Origin of the sequence: Corallococcus sp. CA047B (genome assembly GCF_003612065.1) — a bacterium.
GTDB classification, from domain to species: Bacteria; Myxococcota; Myxococcia; order Myxococcales; family Myxococcaceae; genus Corallococcus; species Corallococcus praedator.
This window is the reverse complement of the sequence record NZ_RAWD01000022.1, coordinates 1-13,522: the sequence shown is the minus strand read 5'-3', so window position 1 is coordinate 13,522 and position 13,522 is coordinate 1. Positions and strand designations below refer to the sequence as shown.

The window sequence follows — 13,522 nt, the reverse complement described above, 5'->3', positions numbered from 1 at the left end:
TGAAGGCGTCGCACGGGGCCCGTCCGGCTGCACTCCACTCCACACATCGTCCGAGCGGTGCCCGGCTGCTTGCCCCCCGGCGTGCTAGGACGGCGCCGTTTTCCCACCTCTAGGAGGCATCGCACATGCTCAAGCAGGGAGACGTGGCGCCGGAGTTCACCGTGAAGGACCACACGGGGAAGACGCACCACCTGTCGGATTATCGGGGCAAGAACGTGGTGCTCTGGTTCTACCCGAAGGCGGACACGCCGGGCTGCACCGCGGAGGGTTGCTCCTTCCGCGACCACAAGGCCCAGTACGAGCAGAAGGGCACGGTCATCCTGGGCATCAGCTTCGACACGCCGGAGGAGAACCAGGCCTTCGCGAAGAAGTTCGACTTCAACTTTCCGCTGCTGTGCGACGTGGATCGCAAGGTGGGGCTGGCCTACGGGGCCGCGGATGACGCCTCGGCCGCCAACGCGCGCCGGGTGGGCGTCGTCATCGGGCCGGATGGCAAGGTGAAGGAGTGGCACGCGAAGGTGGACGCACGCGCCTTCCCGCAGGAAGCGCTGTCGCGGCTCCAGTAGTTGCGCACGGCCCCACCTTCGTGTCCCGGACGGTTCAGGGCGCGAAGGTGCGGGACGGCAGGCGTGAGCGGATGAACACCGCCACGCCTGCCAGCGCCACCCACGGCAGCAGGTGGCCCAGCATCAGGTGGCCCGCGGCGCCGTCGGGGCAGTGCACGTGCAGCACCAGCAGGCCCACGCCCGCCGAGGACAGGCCCGCCGCGAGCGCCCGGACGGGCTGGTAGGCAGAGCGGCACAGGAGCACCAGCGCCAGGGCCAGCGGCACCACCGACAGGACCACCTCCGTGCCCATGCACCCCAGGGCGCCCGTGAGGAGGGGGCGCACCTGGACGCCGGAGCGCCCCGTGAGCTGCGCCAGCGCCACGCCGACCGCGCCCAGTGCCACCAGGCCGAGGGGCCAGCGCTTCCGGCCCGGCGCGACTCCCAGCAGCGCCCCACCACCCACGCCCGCGACGATGAGCAGCGCCACGGCCGCCACGACAGGAGGAGGCGCGGAGTTGAGCAGCATCCCGTGCCGTCCGACGAGGACGAGCCCCACCGCGCCCACGGCCAGGTAGGTGACCAGCAGCACCAGGGCATCCCGCCACCATGGCGTGGGCAGGGGAGCGGCGGCCAGCTCCGTCAGCGACTTGCGCCGCGTCTCCTCCAGCTTCGCTTCACGGATGAGCGAGGCGTCACGGAGAGGCGCCGATTCATGGAGGGGCGAAGCGATGGTCGGAGGCGCGCGCACGGCGGTCGGCGCCGCCAGGGCGTGGAAGCCCTCCAGCAGCGCGCGGCAGTCCTCGCAGCCGGCCGCGTGGGAGGCCAGGTCCGGAGGCAGCGGGCCCTCCAGGCAGTCCATGACGCGTTCGCACTCGGGCGTCATTCCGCGGTCTCCTGATGAAGGGGGGCGAGCAGCTCGCGCAGCCGCACATATCCCCGGTGGGCGCGGACCTTCACCGCGCTCTCGGTGAGGCCCAGGGCCTCGGCGATCTCCGCGAAGCCCATGCCCTCGAAGCGGTGCATGAGGATGGGCAGGCGCTGGCCCTCCGGAAGCTGCTCCAGGGCCCGGTGCACGGCGCGCTCCAGGCCCGCGTCCCGGGGCTGCGGGGTGTCGGCCACGGCGGTGAGGGGCAGCTCTCCCTCCGGCGTGAGGTCCTCCGGCCGGCGGTGGCGGCGCGCATGGTCCCGCGCGGCGTTGGTGGCGATGGCGTACAGCCATGGACGCACGCGAGCCCCATCCTGGAAGCGGCCACGGGCGCGCACCATGGACAGGAACGTGAGCTGGGCCAGGTCCTCGGCGGTGGCGGGGCTGCCCGTCAGGCGCGTCAGGTAGCCCTGGATGGGGCGCGCGTAGCGCTGGAAGAGCGCATCGAACGCGGGCGCATCTCCCTGGCAGAACCGCTCCATCAACACCTCGTCCGAGTCCCCGGCGCCCTCCGGAAGTGCCGGCATGGCACCGGTACGCACGGGTGCGTCGGGAGGTTTCACGGAAGGGGAGGGCGGCTTCACGGGAGGGCGCGGACTCTAACCTTGGAGCAGGGGCCCCACTCAGGTCGCGGCGGAGGGCCGCAGTTGGGACAGCCACGCCTCGAACGCGGGCTGCCCGTGCAGGGGCGCCAGGTCCTCGTCGGAGGCGGCATAGGCCGCGTCCTGGAAGCCCAGGGCCTGGGCGCGCTGGAGCAGGCGCACCGCGTCCGTCGTGTTGCCCGCGCGCGCGAAGGCGCAGGCCGCGTCATAGGCGATGCCCGGGTCCTTCGCGTGCTGCAGCGCGGCCTCGCCCACCGCCGCGGCCTCCGAATAGGCCCCCCGGATGAAGAGCGCCCGCTCCGCGCACCGGAACGCTGACGCCGGGTCCACGCCGGGCAGCCGCAGCGCCTCCTGGACCTGGCCCAGGCGGATGAGCGCGCCCGCGTACTCGTGCATCACGGTGCGGTCCTGCGACTCGCCCCACGCCTGCTTCCAGTAGCCCACCGCCCGAGCGTCGTCGCCCACCAGCGAGAAGGCCGCCGCCACCGCGTGCATCTCCACCGGCTGGCCCTGCACCTGGGAGAAGTGGTCCAGCGCGGGCCGGCCCTGGCCCTGCTTCAGCGCCACCCAGCCCAGCAGGTAGTGCGTCCGGCTGGTGAGGCTCGCGGACAGCCCCTCCCCCTCCAGCAGCTGCTGACCCATCCGCCACGCGTCATCCAGCCGGTCCTCGCGCAGGGCCTGCTGGGCCTCGCGCAGCCCCTGGGCCTTCGGGCCTTCGGCCTCCTTGTCCTCGCTGCGCGCGCGCATCACGTCCGCCAGCACGCGGAACGCCTGGAAGCCGAACATGGCGAAGAGGACGCCCATGAACAGGGCTCCGCTCTTGATGCTGAGCAGGACGACACCCACGCACAGGCCCAGGGCCAGCACATGGGACACGATGAACCCCCGCCGGCCGAACATCCGCGTGGCGAGCGCCGTGCTGATGTGGCCGCCATCCAAGGGGGGCACGGGCAGCAGGTTCAGCACCGCCCACACCATGTTGGCGAAGAAGAAGTTGTTCAGGAAGAAGTCCGCCATCTCCGAGCGGCCCCGCACCTGCATCAGCACCAACCAGCACAGGACGCCCAGCGTCAGTCCCGCGAGGGGGCCCGCGAAGCTGCTGACCACATCCTTGTGCCAGGGCAGGGGCGCGTCCGTGTTGGGCCGGGTGACGCCGCCCATGAAGACCAGGTCCACGCTCGGCTGGTAGCCGAAGAAGCGGAAGGCCACCGCGTGCCCCAGCTCATGGACGAGCACGGACACGAAGACGATGAACATCCACGACAGCACGTAGGCCGCCACCGCGCCCGCGTAGCCCGACGAGTCGGGGTCGGTCAGCCGGTCCCCCAGCCACCCTGCGCTCGAACTCCTGCCCGGCACCGGCAGGGAGTTGTAGGCGAGCACCGCGGAGAACAGCAGGTGACTCATGTGGACGTGGACGGGGACGCTCCCGAGCCTGAAACGGAACATGGGAAGGGACCTTAATCGTTGACCCCCACCCGCGCAGGGCCGTTGTGCCCCTCGCGCGCGCTTCTGTTCCCGCCCCGCCAGGGTCCAAACGTCGATAGGGTGTCGCCGCCATGCTGAAGCTGGGTCCCTACACGCTCCCCAACCCCTACATCCTCGCGCCCATGGCGGGCGTGAGCGAGCGCCCCTTTCGCGTCATCGCCTTCCGGCTGGGCGCCGCCCTGTGCCCCACGGAGCTCGTCAGCGCCCAGGGCCTGATGCGCCAGAACCAGCGCACGCTCAAGTACCTGCGCTACGACGCCCAGGTGGAGAAGCCCTATTCGCTTCAAATCTTCGGCGGCGAGCCGGAGGCCATGGCGCTGGCGGCGAAGGTGGGCAAGGACGCGGGCGCGCAGATCATCGACATCAACATGGGCTGCCCGGTGAAGAAGGTGGTGCGCAACGGCGCCGGCAGCGGCCTGCTGTGCGACGTGCCCCGCGCCGCCGCCGTCGTCCGGGCCATCCGCGACGCCACCGGCCTGCCCGTCACCTGCAAGATCCGCTCGGGCTGGGACGCCCAGAGCCTCAACTACCTCCAGATGGCGGAGTCCCTCCAGGAAGCAGGCTGCGCCGGGCTCGCCATCCACGCGCGCACGCGCGCCCAGGGCTACTCGGGCCAGGCGGACTGGTCCCACATCGCGTCCCTGAAGCGCCACTTCCCGGAGCTGCCCATCATGGGCAACGGGGACGTGAAGACGGTGGCGGACGCCCACCGGATGCTGGACGCCACCGGCTGCGACTTCGTGATGATTGGCCGGGGCGCCCTGGGCAACCCGTGGCTCTTCCGGGAACTCACCGGCGGACCTCCGGCGACGCCCGAGGAGCGCTGCGAGCTGGTGCTGGAGCACGCCCAGGCCCACGCGGAGTTCTTCGGGGACCCCGTGGGCGCGGTGCGCTCCTTCCGCCGGCACCTGGCGTGGTACGCGCACGGCCTCAAGGGCGCGGCGCACTTCCGCTCGGAGGTGAACCAGCTCGACTCGCCCCAGGCGGTGGAGGACAGCGTCCGGCGCTTCTTCGCGGGCGCGGACACCGACCCCTCGGCTCCTCTAGAGGAGCCGGAGGTGGACTACCGGGCCGCGCTGGGCTGAGTGGCGGTGGCGCCGGCTTCGGACGGCGGCACCAGCACGCGCCCGGTGGCCACGGTGCGGAAGTAGTCGCAGGCCGGGGTGGGCCGGCGCTCCAGCGTGTCGAAGTCGACGTGGTACAGGCCGAAGCGCGGGCCCCAGCCCTCCAGCCACTCGAAGTTGTCCAGCAGGCTCCAATAAAGGTAGCCCTGGACGTCCACCCCGGAGGCGCGCGCGTCCAGCACCTGCTTCAGGTGCGCGTGGATGTATTCCGGCCGGACGGTGCCCTTCCTGTCGTCGATGCCGTTCTCCGTCACCCACACCGGCTTGCCGTAGCGCTTCACCTCCTGGAGCAGCTGACCGAAGCCCTCCGGGCGCTGCTCCCAGCCAATGTCGGTGAGCCCGCGCCCATCCGGGTCCCGGTACTTGAAGTCGATGAAGGGCGGGCGCGGCATGAAGCGCAGGTGCGCGCGCGTGTAGTAGTTGACGCCCACGAACTCCACCGAGTCGCGCGCCTCCGGGATGCGCACATCCGTGGAGGCCACGCCGGGCATGAAGACGCGCAGGTGGCCGGAGGACAGCGCCTCGTGGAAGGCGTGGTTGTAGGCCGGGGCCGCCAGCCGCACCAGCGAGCGGTCCAGCGGATGCCACCAGCGGTCCGGCGCGAACGACAGCATGTTCTGGGAGATGCCCAGCTCCACCCGGCCCAGGCGCTGACCCAGCTCCTCGCGCGCGATGGCGTGCGCGCGCACCATGTTCTCCAGCGCCGCCATCGTCTTCGCCCCGTCCGCGATGCCCGGAGGCATCAGGCCCTGGAGGTAGCCGCCCAACAAAAGCACCATCGGTTCGTTGAAGGAGATGACGAGCGCGTCCAACCCCTCCAACAAGGGCGCGCATCGGCGCACGTACTGGCGGAAGGCCTCCAGGCTCTCCGGAAGGTGCCAGGGCGTGGCCGCGTGGAACCACGTGGGGTGGGTGAAGTGATGCAGCGTCACCACCGGCCGCAGGCCATGCGCGCCAAGGCGCAGGAGCCGCTCGCGGTACGCCTCCAGCGCCTGTCCGTCGAAGCGGCCGCGTTCGGGCTCGATGCGCGCCCACTCCAGCGACAGGCGGAACGCCGTGGCCCCCACCGCCTTCGCCAGGGCGTAGTCCTCCTCGTAGCGGTGCCAGTGGTCCACCGCCCGGCCACAGCGGACGTGGGGCTCCTTCAACTTCCCCAGCCGTTCCCACCCGGCCCAGTCGTTCTCGATGCCGCCCTCCACCTGGTACGCGGACGTGGCGACGCCGAAGGTGAAGGACTCAGGGAAGGTCAGCGGGGCAGTGCGCATGCGGGCGCGCACCGTAGGCCGGCGCTTCAACGACGGGAAGCGACGCGAGGAACGCGCGCGGATGCGCGGCAGCGGACACTCAGGCCTGTCGCTCGGACCCGCGGAATGCGTCCGGAGCCGGAAATTGGCCTCCGCACGCGACGCGCTCCACCCCCCGAAGTGACCGCCACGAACGGTTGGAAGCGCCCGACGCCTAGAAATCGGCCTCGCCGCGCACTGCAATACATCACCATGCGTTGACACACTGGCATGTCGCCCGTACCATTCATTTCAAGCACTCACGTTCAGTCCAAAGTGGGTGCAGGGCTCGCGTCACCGCGGGCCTCAACCTGAACGGAGGATTCCGATGGCCGCGAAGAAGAAGACCGCGAAGAAGGCGCCCGCGAAGAAGACGACGGCGAAGAAGGCCGCGACGAAGAAGACGGCCCGCAAGACGGCCGCTGCTCCGCGCAAGGCGGCCGCCAAGAAGGGCGCCGCGAAGAAGACGACGGCGAAGAAGGCCGCCAAGCGGGCTCCCGCGAAGCGCAAGAGCGCCAAGACGGCGCCGGCGGCCCCTGAGGCCCCTCAGTCCTGAAGTACGGCGTCATGATGGACGTCGGTTGACGTCCAGTGAACGGCTCGGCGAAACCCGCCGGGCCGTTTTGCTTTTTGCGGGCTGGGGTGACACCCCGCCCGTCCGGGAGGGGCCATGTCGCTGCGTCCGGTGGAGTTCGAAGAGGTCGTGGCGGAGGTCGCGTCCCGGCTGGTGGGCGCGGTGGCCCAGAAGGCCTGGTGCCCGCTGCCCCGCCTGGCCTACGTGGAGCTGCGGGTCCCGGGCAGATCGGTGGTCCTGTGCCTGTGCTCGGAAGGCGAACTGTCCCGCCTGTCCGTCGCGGAGGACCGCTTCCCCACGCCGGGCGAACCCGCCCCCTTCCAGCGCTGGCTGCGCCAGGAGCTCACCGGCTTCAAGCTCCAGGGCGCGCGCTACCTGGAGCCAAACCGCACGGTGGTGCTGGAGTTCGAGCGCGAAACCGTGCGCCGCCGGCTGGTGCTGGAGCTGGGCTCCCCCGGGGGGCTGCTGCTCCTGAGCGACAACAACCGGGTGCTGATGCTCTCCGGAGAAGGCTTCGGTTCGCGGCGCAACCTCTATGCGGGCGCCGCCTGGACGCCACCGGAGCCCGTGTCCGAAGAAGCGCTCACGAAGGGCCGCGCGCAGCCCTCGCGCCTGGAGCCTCAGGAGGGGGACCTCCTTCCGAAGCTGCAGGCCGCCGAACGGGTGCTCGGGCAGAAGGACCGCACCAGCCGCGCGGACACCATCCGCCGCCGGCTCGCGCAGCCGTACCGCGCCCGGCTGAAGCGCTCCTCCCGGACGCTGGAGAAGGTGCGCGCGGAGGCGGCGCGGGGTCCGGAGGCGGAGAAGCACCGCGAGGTGGGCGAGCTGCTCGCGCAGAACCTGCACCGGCTCAAGCGGGGCGCCTCCGAGGTGACGCTCACCGCCTATACGGAGTCCGGCGTGGAGGAGGTCCAGGTGAAGCTGGACCCGAAGCGCACCCCCAAAGAGGAGACGGACTGGCACTTCCACCAGTACCGGCGCCTCCTGCGCGGCGTGGAGACGGCGCGCCACCGCGAGGCGGAGCTGTCGCGCGAGGTGGCGCACGCGCAGGTGGCGCTCCAGCAGATTGAAGCGATGGACGGCGCCGCGCTGCTCGCGCAGGTGGAGGTCCTCCAGGTGACCCAGGGGGAGGAGGGCCCGAAGGAGGGGCTGCCCTTCAAGGAGTACGTGGGCCACGGCGGCGCGCGCATCTGGGTGGGGCGGGGCGCGGAGGACAACGACGCGCTCACCTTCAAGGTGGCGAGGCCCTGGCACATGTGGCTGCACGCCCGGGGCCTGCCGGGCAGCCACGTGGTGGTGCCGCTGGAGAAGAACGGGGACGTGGCGCAGGAGGTGCTGCTGGACGCGGCGCACCTGGCGCTGCACCACTCGGGGGCGAAGGGCGAGCCGCGCGGCGAGGTCAGCTACATGCCGGTGAAGTTCGTGCGCAAGCTGAAGGGCGCGGCCCCCGGGCAGGTGACGTACGCGCGGGAGAAGACCTTCGTGGTGCGCATGGAGCCGGAGCGGCTGGAGCGCCTGCTCAAGTCACGCCACGGTGAACAGCCCCCCCTGCCCTGAAGGACGAGCCTCGCGTTTCCGAGCCCACGGAAGCCCGCGGAGTCTCCGCGGGATTCGGGGCACGCCGGGGGCAGCTTCGACCCGAGGTGTCACGCGCTGCGTGTGGGCGTGGTCGACGGGCAGACGGGCGTCCAACCCCCGGCCTTGAGTCCGGGGAAGTGCCGGGTACGATGCCCTCCGCGTGACGCCCGAAGCCTTCCGCCAGATGTCCCTGTTCCCGCGTGGCTCGACCGCGGAACGCGCCGCCGTTCCCGCCTCGCGTGTGCCCGAAGGTCCCGCGCCCCTGCCGCCGCGCAACCGCGTCGCGGAGGAGGCGCCGCGCGTCCTTTCCTCGACGACGACGCGCGAGGAGCTGTGGTCGCGCGCGGAGTCGCTCGCGTGGCGCCTGAGCGCGAACCTGGGGATGCCGGTGCGGCTGGCCGTGACGGACAACCGCTCCACCATGGTGTCCTTCCGCCGGGGCTCGCAGGTGCTGCAACTGCGGCTGCACCACATGTTCCTGGAGGCGCCGGAGACGGTGGTGCGCGCGGTGGCGGACTACGCGGGCCGGGGACACCGGGCCGCGGGTCAGCTCCTGGACGAGTACATCCGGGGCCAGCAGCCGCTCATCCGCCAGCTCCGCCGGGAATCCGACGCGGAGCTCAACCCGCTCGGCCGCTGCTTCGACCTGCGGGCGCTCTACAACGGCGTCAACGAGATCTACTTCCAGAACGGCATCCAGGCGCGCATCGGCTGGGGTCGCATGCCTCCGCGTCGCCGGCGCAAGTCCATCCGCCTGGGCGTCTACGACCACCAGACGCGGGAGATCCGCATCCACCCCGCGCTCGACAGGCCGGAGGTGCCCGCCTTCTTCGTGGAGTTCATCGTCTTCCACGAGATGCTCCACCAGCTGTTCCCCAGCAGCGGCCGGATGGGCAGGCGCGTGCACCATCCGCGCGCCTTCCGCGAGCGTGAGCGGACGTACCCGCACTACGGCGCCGCGCTGCGTTGGGAACGCGAGAATCTGGGCACGCTCCTGCGCGGTTGAACTCCCGCCGAGCGGCCTGGACATTTACTGGTTTACCTGACCGAGCACGTCTTGTGCGTGCTTGACCGAAACGCGGTGGGGCCGGATGTTCGCGCACCTATGCGACGAGCAAAGATTGTCTGCACCCTCGGTCCCGCCAGTCAGACCCCGGAGATGTTGGAGGCGCTGCTGGAGTCCGGCATGGACGTGGCCCGGCTCAACTTCTCCCACGGCAGCCACGAGCAGCATCAGGCGAACATCGACATGCTGCGCGCGGCCTCGCTGAAGGTCCGCAAGGCGGTGGGCATCCTCGGCGACCTGCAGGGCCCGAAGATCCGCACCGGCCGCTTCGTCACCGGCAGCACGGAGCTGAAGCACGGCGCCACCTTCCACATCACCACCGACGAAACGGTGAAGGGCACGGATGAAATCGTGTCCACCACGTACCCGCACCTGGCGGCGGACGTGAACCCGGGCGACCGCATCCTCCTGGACGACGGCCTCCTGGAGCTGCGCGTCGTGGAGACGGACAAGAAGCAGCTCATCAAGACGGAGGTCATCCACGGCGGCACGCTGAAGAACAACAAGGGCATCAACCTGCCCGGCGTGGCGGTGCGCGCGGACGCGCTCACCCCGAAGGACCGCGAGGACCTCATCTTCGGCCTCAAGGCGGGCGTGGACTACATCGCGCTGTCCTTCGTGCGTCAGCCGTCGGACCTGGACGCCGCCCGGCAGGCGATGGCGGAGGTGGGCCGCACGGTGCCCATCATCTCCAAGCTGGAGAAGCCGGAGGCCATCGCGCGCCTGGACGCCATCCTCGACAAGACGGACGGCGTGATGGTGGCCCGAGGCGACCTGGGCGTGGAGATTCCCCCCGAGGAGGTGCCGGCCGTCCAGAAGGACATCATCCGGCGCTCCAACCTGCGCGGCCTGCCCGTCATCGTGGCCACGCAGATGCTCAACTCGATGATCGACAACCCCCGTCCCACGCGCGCGGAGGCCAGCGACGTGGCCAACGCCGTGTATGACGGCGCGGACGCGCTGATGCTCTCGGGTGAGACGGCGAGCGGCAAGTTCCCCGTGGACTCCGTGCAGATGATGGAGCGCATCATCCTGGCGGCCGAGTCCTCCGTGCGCGCGCAGTACCTGCCGCGCAGCATCGAGGCGCCGCTGGGCCTGCCCCTGCACTTCCCGGACGTCATCGCGCGCGTGGCGTGCGAGGCGGCGAAGTCGAGCGGTGCCACGCTCATCGCGGCCTTCACCCTGTCGGGCGTGACGGCGCGGCTGCTCGCGCACTACCGGCCCACGGTGCCCATCGTCGCCTTCAGCCCGAACCAGGAGGTGCGCCGCCGCCTGTCGCTGCTCTGGGGCGTGGTGCCGCGCGTGCTGGAGCCCATCCAGGAGACGGAGACCATGCTCCGCCGCGTGGAGGAGGAACTGGTGTCCCGCGGCCTCGCGCGCCGGGGTGACCGCATCGTCGTGGTGTTCGGAGCGCCGGTGGGACAGCCGGGGAAGATCAACAGCCTCCGGCTGCACACCATCAGCGCCTGATTCAGCGTGTTACGCCGGGCTCTTCTTGAGGGCCCGGCGGGGAATCTCCGCTCCGACGAAGATGGAGAAGAGCTCCGGGTCCAGTTGTCCGGAGCTCGCCTCCTTCTTGAGGATGTCGAGCGCGAGCACATGCGGCACGGCTTTCTTGTAGGGCCGGTCGCTCGCGGTGAGCGCGTCGTAGATGTCGCAGATGGACATCATCCGGGACTGCACGGGGATGGTTGTGTCCGGGATGGCGCGCGGGTAGCCGGTGCCGTCCAGCTTCTCATGGTGCGCGTAGGCGATCTCCGGCACGCGGCGCAGCGCGCGCGTCCAGGGAATCTGAGACAGGAAGCGGTACGTGTGGTCCACGTGGCTCTCGATCTCCCGGCGCTCCTCCGGTGAGAGCGTGCCGCGGGTGATGGAGAGGGATTGGATCTCCGTGGGCAACAGCAGCGGCTGCCCATGGTCGTGCGCGTCGGTGAACGTGAGCTTGCCCAGCTCCAGCAGCCGCTCGAAGTTGCCCTGCGCCAGCACCGTGGGCTTGTTGCAGGTGAGCAGGAAGCCCATCACCTCATCCAATTGGGCCAGCTCGGTGGCGAGCCGCGCGTCCTCTTCCTGGTGGATGGTAGGCAGGGCGGACAGGCCGCGCGCTTCCACGGAGGCGAGCCGGCGGCGGGAGCTCTGCAGCTGCAAGTCTTTACGGGCGAGCTGGAAGCGGGCGCGCAGGCTGTCCAGCTCATGGGGGTAGAGCTTCTCCGCCTTGACGAGCACGTTCTCGCGCACGCCCACCTTGCCGAAGTCGTGCAGGAGCGAGGCGTATCGCAGCTCCTGCAGCTCCACGGGGGAGAAGCGCACCTGGGCATAGGGGCCGGTGGTGTGGTGCTCCAGCGCCTGGGCCAGGGACACGGTGAGGTCGGCGACGCGGCCGGAGTGGCCCGCGGTGGTGGGGTCGCGCGCTTCGATGGCGACGACGGACGCGGAGACGAAGCCCTCGAAGAGGCGGTTGATCTCCTCGTGGAGGAGGGCGTTCTCGATGGCGCCAGCGGCTTGGGCTCCCAGGGCGAGGAGCAGCTCCTCGTCCTCGGCGTCAAAGACAATCCCGCCGCGCTTGTTGAGGGCCTGGATGACGCCGGTGACGTCCCCGTTGGCGTCGCGCATGGGGACGCAGAGGATGGTGTGCGTGCGGTAGCCGCTGGAGATGTCGAAGCTGCTGTTGAAGCGCGAGTCGGCGTAGGCGTCCGGGATGTTGATGACGGCGCCCGTCTGCGCGACCTGGCCGGCGATGCCGCTGCCCATGGGCAGGCGGATTTCGTTCTTGGAGCCCTGGGCGACCTTGCTCCACAGCTCCTCGCGCTCGCGGTCCAGGATGAAGAGCGAGCAGCGGTCCGACTCCACGACCTTGGTGGCCTCGTAGAGGATGAGGGGCAGCAGCAGGTCGAGGTCCCGCTCGGCGCTCATCGCCTTGGCGACATCCAGGATGGAGGTCAGCTTGGCGAGCCGGCGGGACAGGTTGGGGGAGGCGGGCACGGACTGGGGAAGCACCGAGGCGGGCTCCGTGGGATGCGGCGGACCGCCGCGTTGCGCCCCAGGTTGTAGCACGCACGGTGTAGCGGCCGCCCGGCCCCCCCACCCACCAGGTCCACCGGTGTCCGCCAGCCTTCTCTCCAGCCGGGCGGAAGTACCGTGGCCGGACGGAAGCGACTATGAAGCGCGGCCATGAGCCGCCCTGTCCGCATCTCTCCTTCGCTGTTGTCCTGTGATTTCAGCCGTCTGGCCGAAGAGGTCCGTGCCATCGAGGCCGCCGGAGCGGACTGGATTCACGTGGATGTCATGGATGGCAGGTTCGTCCCCAACCTCACGCTGGGGCCGGTCATCGTGGAGGCGATCAAACGGGTGGCGACAAAGCCGTTGGACGTGCACCTGATGATTGTCGAGCCGGAGAAGTACGTGGAGGCGTTCGTGAAGGCGGGCGCGGACGTGCTGACGGTGCACCAGGAGGCGAGCCCGCATCTGCACCGCACGCTTCAGCAGATCCGCAAGGCAGGGGCGAAGCCGGCGGTGGTGTTGAACCCGGGCACGTCGCTGGTGACGATTGAAGAGGTGCTGGGCGACGTGGACATGGTGCTGCTGATGAGCGTGAACCCGGGCTTCGGGGGGCAGTCGTTCATCGAGTCCACGGTGGACAAGGTTCGCCGGCTGCGCGCGATGCTGGACGCGCGGGGGCTGGACGTGGACATCGAGGTGGACGGCGGCATCAACGCGGAGACGGCGAAGCGCGTGGTGGACGCGGGGGCGACGGTGCTGGTCGCGGGCAGCTACGTGTTCGGCGCGAAGGACTACGCGCAGGCCATCCGGTCGCTGCGGCCCTGAGCTAGGCGGCGCGGGTGTGAGCGACGGCGGCGGCGAGCCGGGCGATGCGGGTCATGAAGGTGGGGTCGCACGGCTTCACTTCGTAGTCGTCCGCGCCCAGCTCGAAGCACACGTGGCGGGTGAACTGGTCCTCCACGCCGCTGAGGATGATGACCTTGCAGTCGCGGGTGGTGGGGTCCTTCTTGAGCTGCGCGAGCAGGTCCCGGCCGTCCTGGTGCTGGTTCAGATCCAGGATGATGACGGCGGGCTGGTGCTGGCGGGCCAGCTCCAGCACGCGCTCGGAGGTCGTGTCGGAGATGCACACGAGGCCGGAGCGCTTGGCCTCCCGCACGAGGGCGGAGACGAGGAGGGGTTCATCATCCGAGATGAGGACGGTCGGGGGCGTCATGGTCCTCTGTGGGGGAACAGGGGCAGAGCAACGTGTTACTCCTTGGAACTACAGGAAGGCCTGGATCTTGTGAAGCGGGTGAACATTGTCCCGTCCTGAAGGGTAGGTAGGACAACAGTCGAGG

At 70.3% G+C, this 13,522-nt stretch carries 13 protein-coding genes; 7 read left to right on the top strand and 6 right to left on the bottom strand.

Annotated features, from left to right (window positions below; genetic code table 11):
- Positions 1-125: 125 nt before the first annotated feature.
- The gene (locus D7X74_RS06120) at positions 126-566 is read left to right on the top strand and encodes a peroxiredoxin (RefSeq protein WP_120531972.1); all 441 of its coding nucleotides are present in this window, start codon (positions 126-128) and stop codon (positions 564-566) included.
- 34 nt (positions 567-600) lie between these two features.
- Here D7X74_RS06120 and D7X74_RS06115 read toward each other — a convergent pair whose 3' ends face one another.
- The 3 genes from D7X74_RS06115 to D7X74_RS06105 all read right to left on the bottom strand — a co-directional run bounded on the left by D7X74_RS06115 (position 601) and on the right by D7X74_RS06105 (position 3,524).
- Positions 601-1,431, bottom strand: a complete 831-nt coding sequence (locus D7X74_RS06115; RefSeq protein ID WP_120531971.1) for a DUF1109 family protein — start codon at positions 1,429-1,431, stop codon at positions 601-603.
- Positions 1,428-2,000 (bottom strand): RNA polymerase sigma factor, encoded by a 573-nt coding sequence (locus D7X74_RS06110; RefSeq protein ID WP_233595565.1) that lies wholly within the window; start codon positions 1,998-2,000, stop codon positions 1,428-1,430. Before D7X74_RS06110 ends, D7X74_RS06115 begins: the two co-directional genes overlap by 4 nt.
- Before the next feature lie 96 nt (positions 2,001-2,096).
- Positions 2,097-3,524, bottom strand: a complete 1,428-nt coding sequence (locus tag D7X74_RS06105) for a site-2 protease family protein (protein WP_120531970.1) — start codon at positions 3,522-3,524, stop codon at positions 2,097-2,099.
- Between the two features lie 110 nt (positions 3,525-3,634).
- Between D7X74_RS06105 and dusB the strand changes: the two genes are divergently transcribed.
- Positions 3,635-4,648 (top strand): tRNA dihydrouridine synthase DusB, encoded by a 1,014-nt coding sequence (dusB, locus tag D7X74_RS06100; protein WP_120531969.1) that lies wholly within the window; start codon positions 3,635-3,637, stop codon positions 4,646-4,648.
- Here the strand turns inward: dusB and D7X74_RS06095 are convergent.
- Entirely contained in the window at positions 4,627-5,952 is a 1,326-nt protein-coding gene (locus tag D7X74_RS06095; RefSeq protein WP_120531968.1) for a glycoside hydrolase family 1 protein, read from the bottom strand. The two genes, dusB and D7X74_RS06095, sit on opposite strands and share 22 nt — an antisense overlap.
- Before the next feature lie 346 nt (positions 5,953-6,298).
- Between D7X74_RS06095 and D7X74_RS06090 the strand changes: the two genes are divergently transcribed.
- The 4 genes from D7X74_RS06090 (at position 6,299) to pyk (ending at position 10,658) form a co-directional block, all read left to right on the top strand.
- Positions 6,299-6,526: a hypothetical protein gene (locus tag D7X74_RS06090; RefSeq protein ID WP_193429026.1), complete on the top strand. Its 228-nt coding sequence runs from the start codon at positions 6,299-6,301 to the stop codon at positions 6,524-6,526.
- 114 nt (positions 6,527-6,640) lie between these two features.
- On the top strand, positions 6,641-8,101 hold the full coding sequence (locus D7X74_RS06085; protein ID WP_120531967.1) for an NFACT RNA binding domain-containing protein: 1,461 nt from the start codon (positions 6,641-6,643) through the stop codon (positions 8,099-8,101).
- Between the two features lie 205 nt (positions 8,102-8,306).
- Positions 8,307-9,128, top strand: coding sequence for a hypothetical protein (locus D7X74_RS06080; protein ID WP_120531995.1), 822 nt, complete (start codon positions 8,307-8,309; stop codon positions 9,126-9,128).
- A gap of 99 nt (positions 9,129-9,227) precedes the next feature.
- Positions 9,228-10,658 (top strand): pyruvate kinase, encoded by a 1,431-nt coding sequence (gene pyk / locus D7X74_RS06075; protein ID WP_120531966.1) that lies wholly within the window; start codon positions 9,228-9,230, stop codon positions 10,656-10,658.
- A gap of 9 nt (positions 10,659-10,667) precedes the next feature.
- On the opposite strand, the gene D7X74_RS06070 is transcribed toward pyk, so the two are convergent.
- Positions 10,668-12,182 (bottom strand): HD family phosphohydrolase, encoded by a 1,515-nt coding sequence (locus D7X74_RS06070; protein WP_120531965.1) that lies wholly within the window; start codon positions 12,180-12,182, stop codon positions 10,668-10,670.
- 174 nt (positions 12,183-12,356) lie between these two features.
- Between D7X74_RS06070 and rpe the strand changes: the two genes are divergently transcribed.
- Positions 12,357-13,010 carry a ribulose-phosphate 3-epimerase gene (gene rpe, locus D7X74_RS06065; protein WP_120531964.1) on the top strand — a complete coding sequence of 218 codons (654 nt, stop codon included), beginning with the start codon at positions 12,357-12,359 and terminating at the stop codon, positions 13,008-13,010.
- A 1-nt stretch (position 13,011) separates the two neighbouring features.
- Here rpe and D7X74_RS06060 read toward each other — a convergent pair whose 3' ends face one another.
- Positions 13,012-13,398 (bottom strand): two-component system response regulator, encoded by a 387-nt coding sequence (locus tag D7X74_RS06060; RefSeq protein ID WP_120531963.1) that lies wholly within the window; start codon positions 13,396-13,398, stop codon positions 13,012-13,014.
- Between the last annotated feature and the right edge of the window lie 124 nt (positions 13,399-13,522).

Excerpts from the sequence above, each read along its gene's own strand:
- D7X74_RS06120 (WP_120531972.1), top strand. The coding sequence starts at position 126 with ATGCTCAAGCAGGGAGACGTGGCGCCGGAGTTCACCGTGAAGGACCAC.
- D7X74_RS06115 (WP_120531971.1), bottom strand. The coding sequence starts at position 1,431 with ATGACGCCCGAGTGCGAACGCGTCATGGACTGCCTGGAGGGCCCGCTG.
- D7X74_RS06110 (WP_233595565.1), bottom strand. The coding sequence starts at position 2,000 with ATGCCGGCACTTCCGGAGGGCGCCGGGGACTCGGACGAGGTGTTGATG.
- D7X74_RS06105 (WP_120531970.1), bottom strand. The coding sequence starts at position 3,524 with ATGTTCCGTTTCAGGCTCGGGAGCGTCCCCGTCCACGTCCACATGAGT.
- dusB (WP_120531969.1), top strand. The coding sequence starts at position 3,635 with ATGCTGAAGCTGGGTCCCTACACGCTCCCCAACCCCTACATCCTCGCG.
- D7X74_RS06095 (WP_120531968.1), bottom strand. The coding sequence starts at position 5,952 with ATGCGCACTGCCCCGCTGACCTTCCCTGAGTCCTTCACCTTCGGCGTC.
- D7X74_RS06090 (WP_193429026.1), top strand. The coding sequence starts at position 6,299 with ATGGCCGCGAAGAAGAAGACCGCGAAGAAGGCGCCCGCGAAGAAGACG.
- D7X74_RS06085 (WP_120531967.1), top strand. The coding sequence starts at position 6,641 with ATGTCGCTGCGTCCGGTGGAGTTCGAAGAGGTCGTGGCGGAGGTCGCG.
- D7X74_RS06080 (WP_120531995.1), top strand. The coding sequence starts at position 8,307 with ATGTCCCTGTTCCCGCGTGGCTCGACCGCGGAACGCGCCGCCGTTCCC.
- pyk (WP_120531966.1), top strand. The coding sequence starts at position 9,228 with ATGCGACGAGCAAAGATTGTCTGCACCCTCGGTCCCGCCAGTCAGACC.
- rpe (WP_120531964.1), top strand. The coding sequence starts at position 12,357 with ATGAGCCGCCCTGTCCGCATCTCTCCTTCGCTGTTGTCCTGTGATTTC.
- D7X74_RS06060 (WP_120531963.1), bottom strand. The coding sequence starts at position 13,398 with ATGACGCCCCCGACCGTCCTCATCTCGGATGATGAACCCCTCCTCGTC.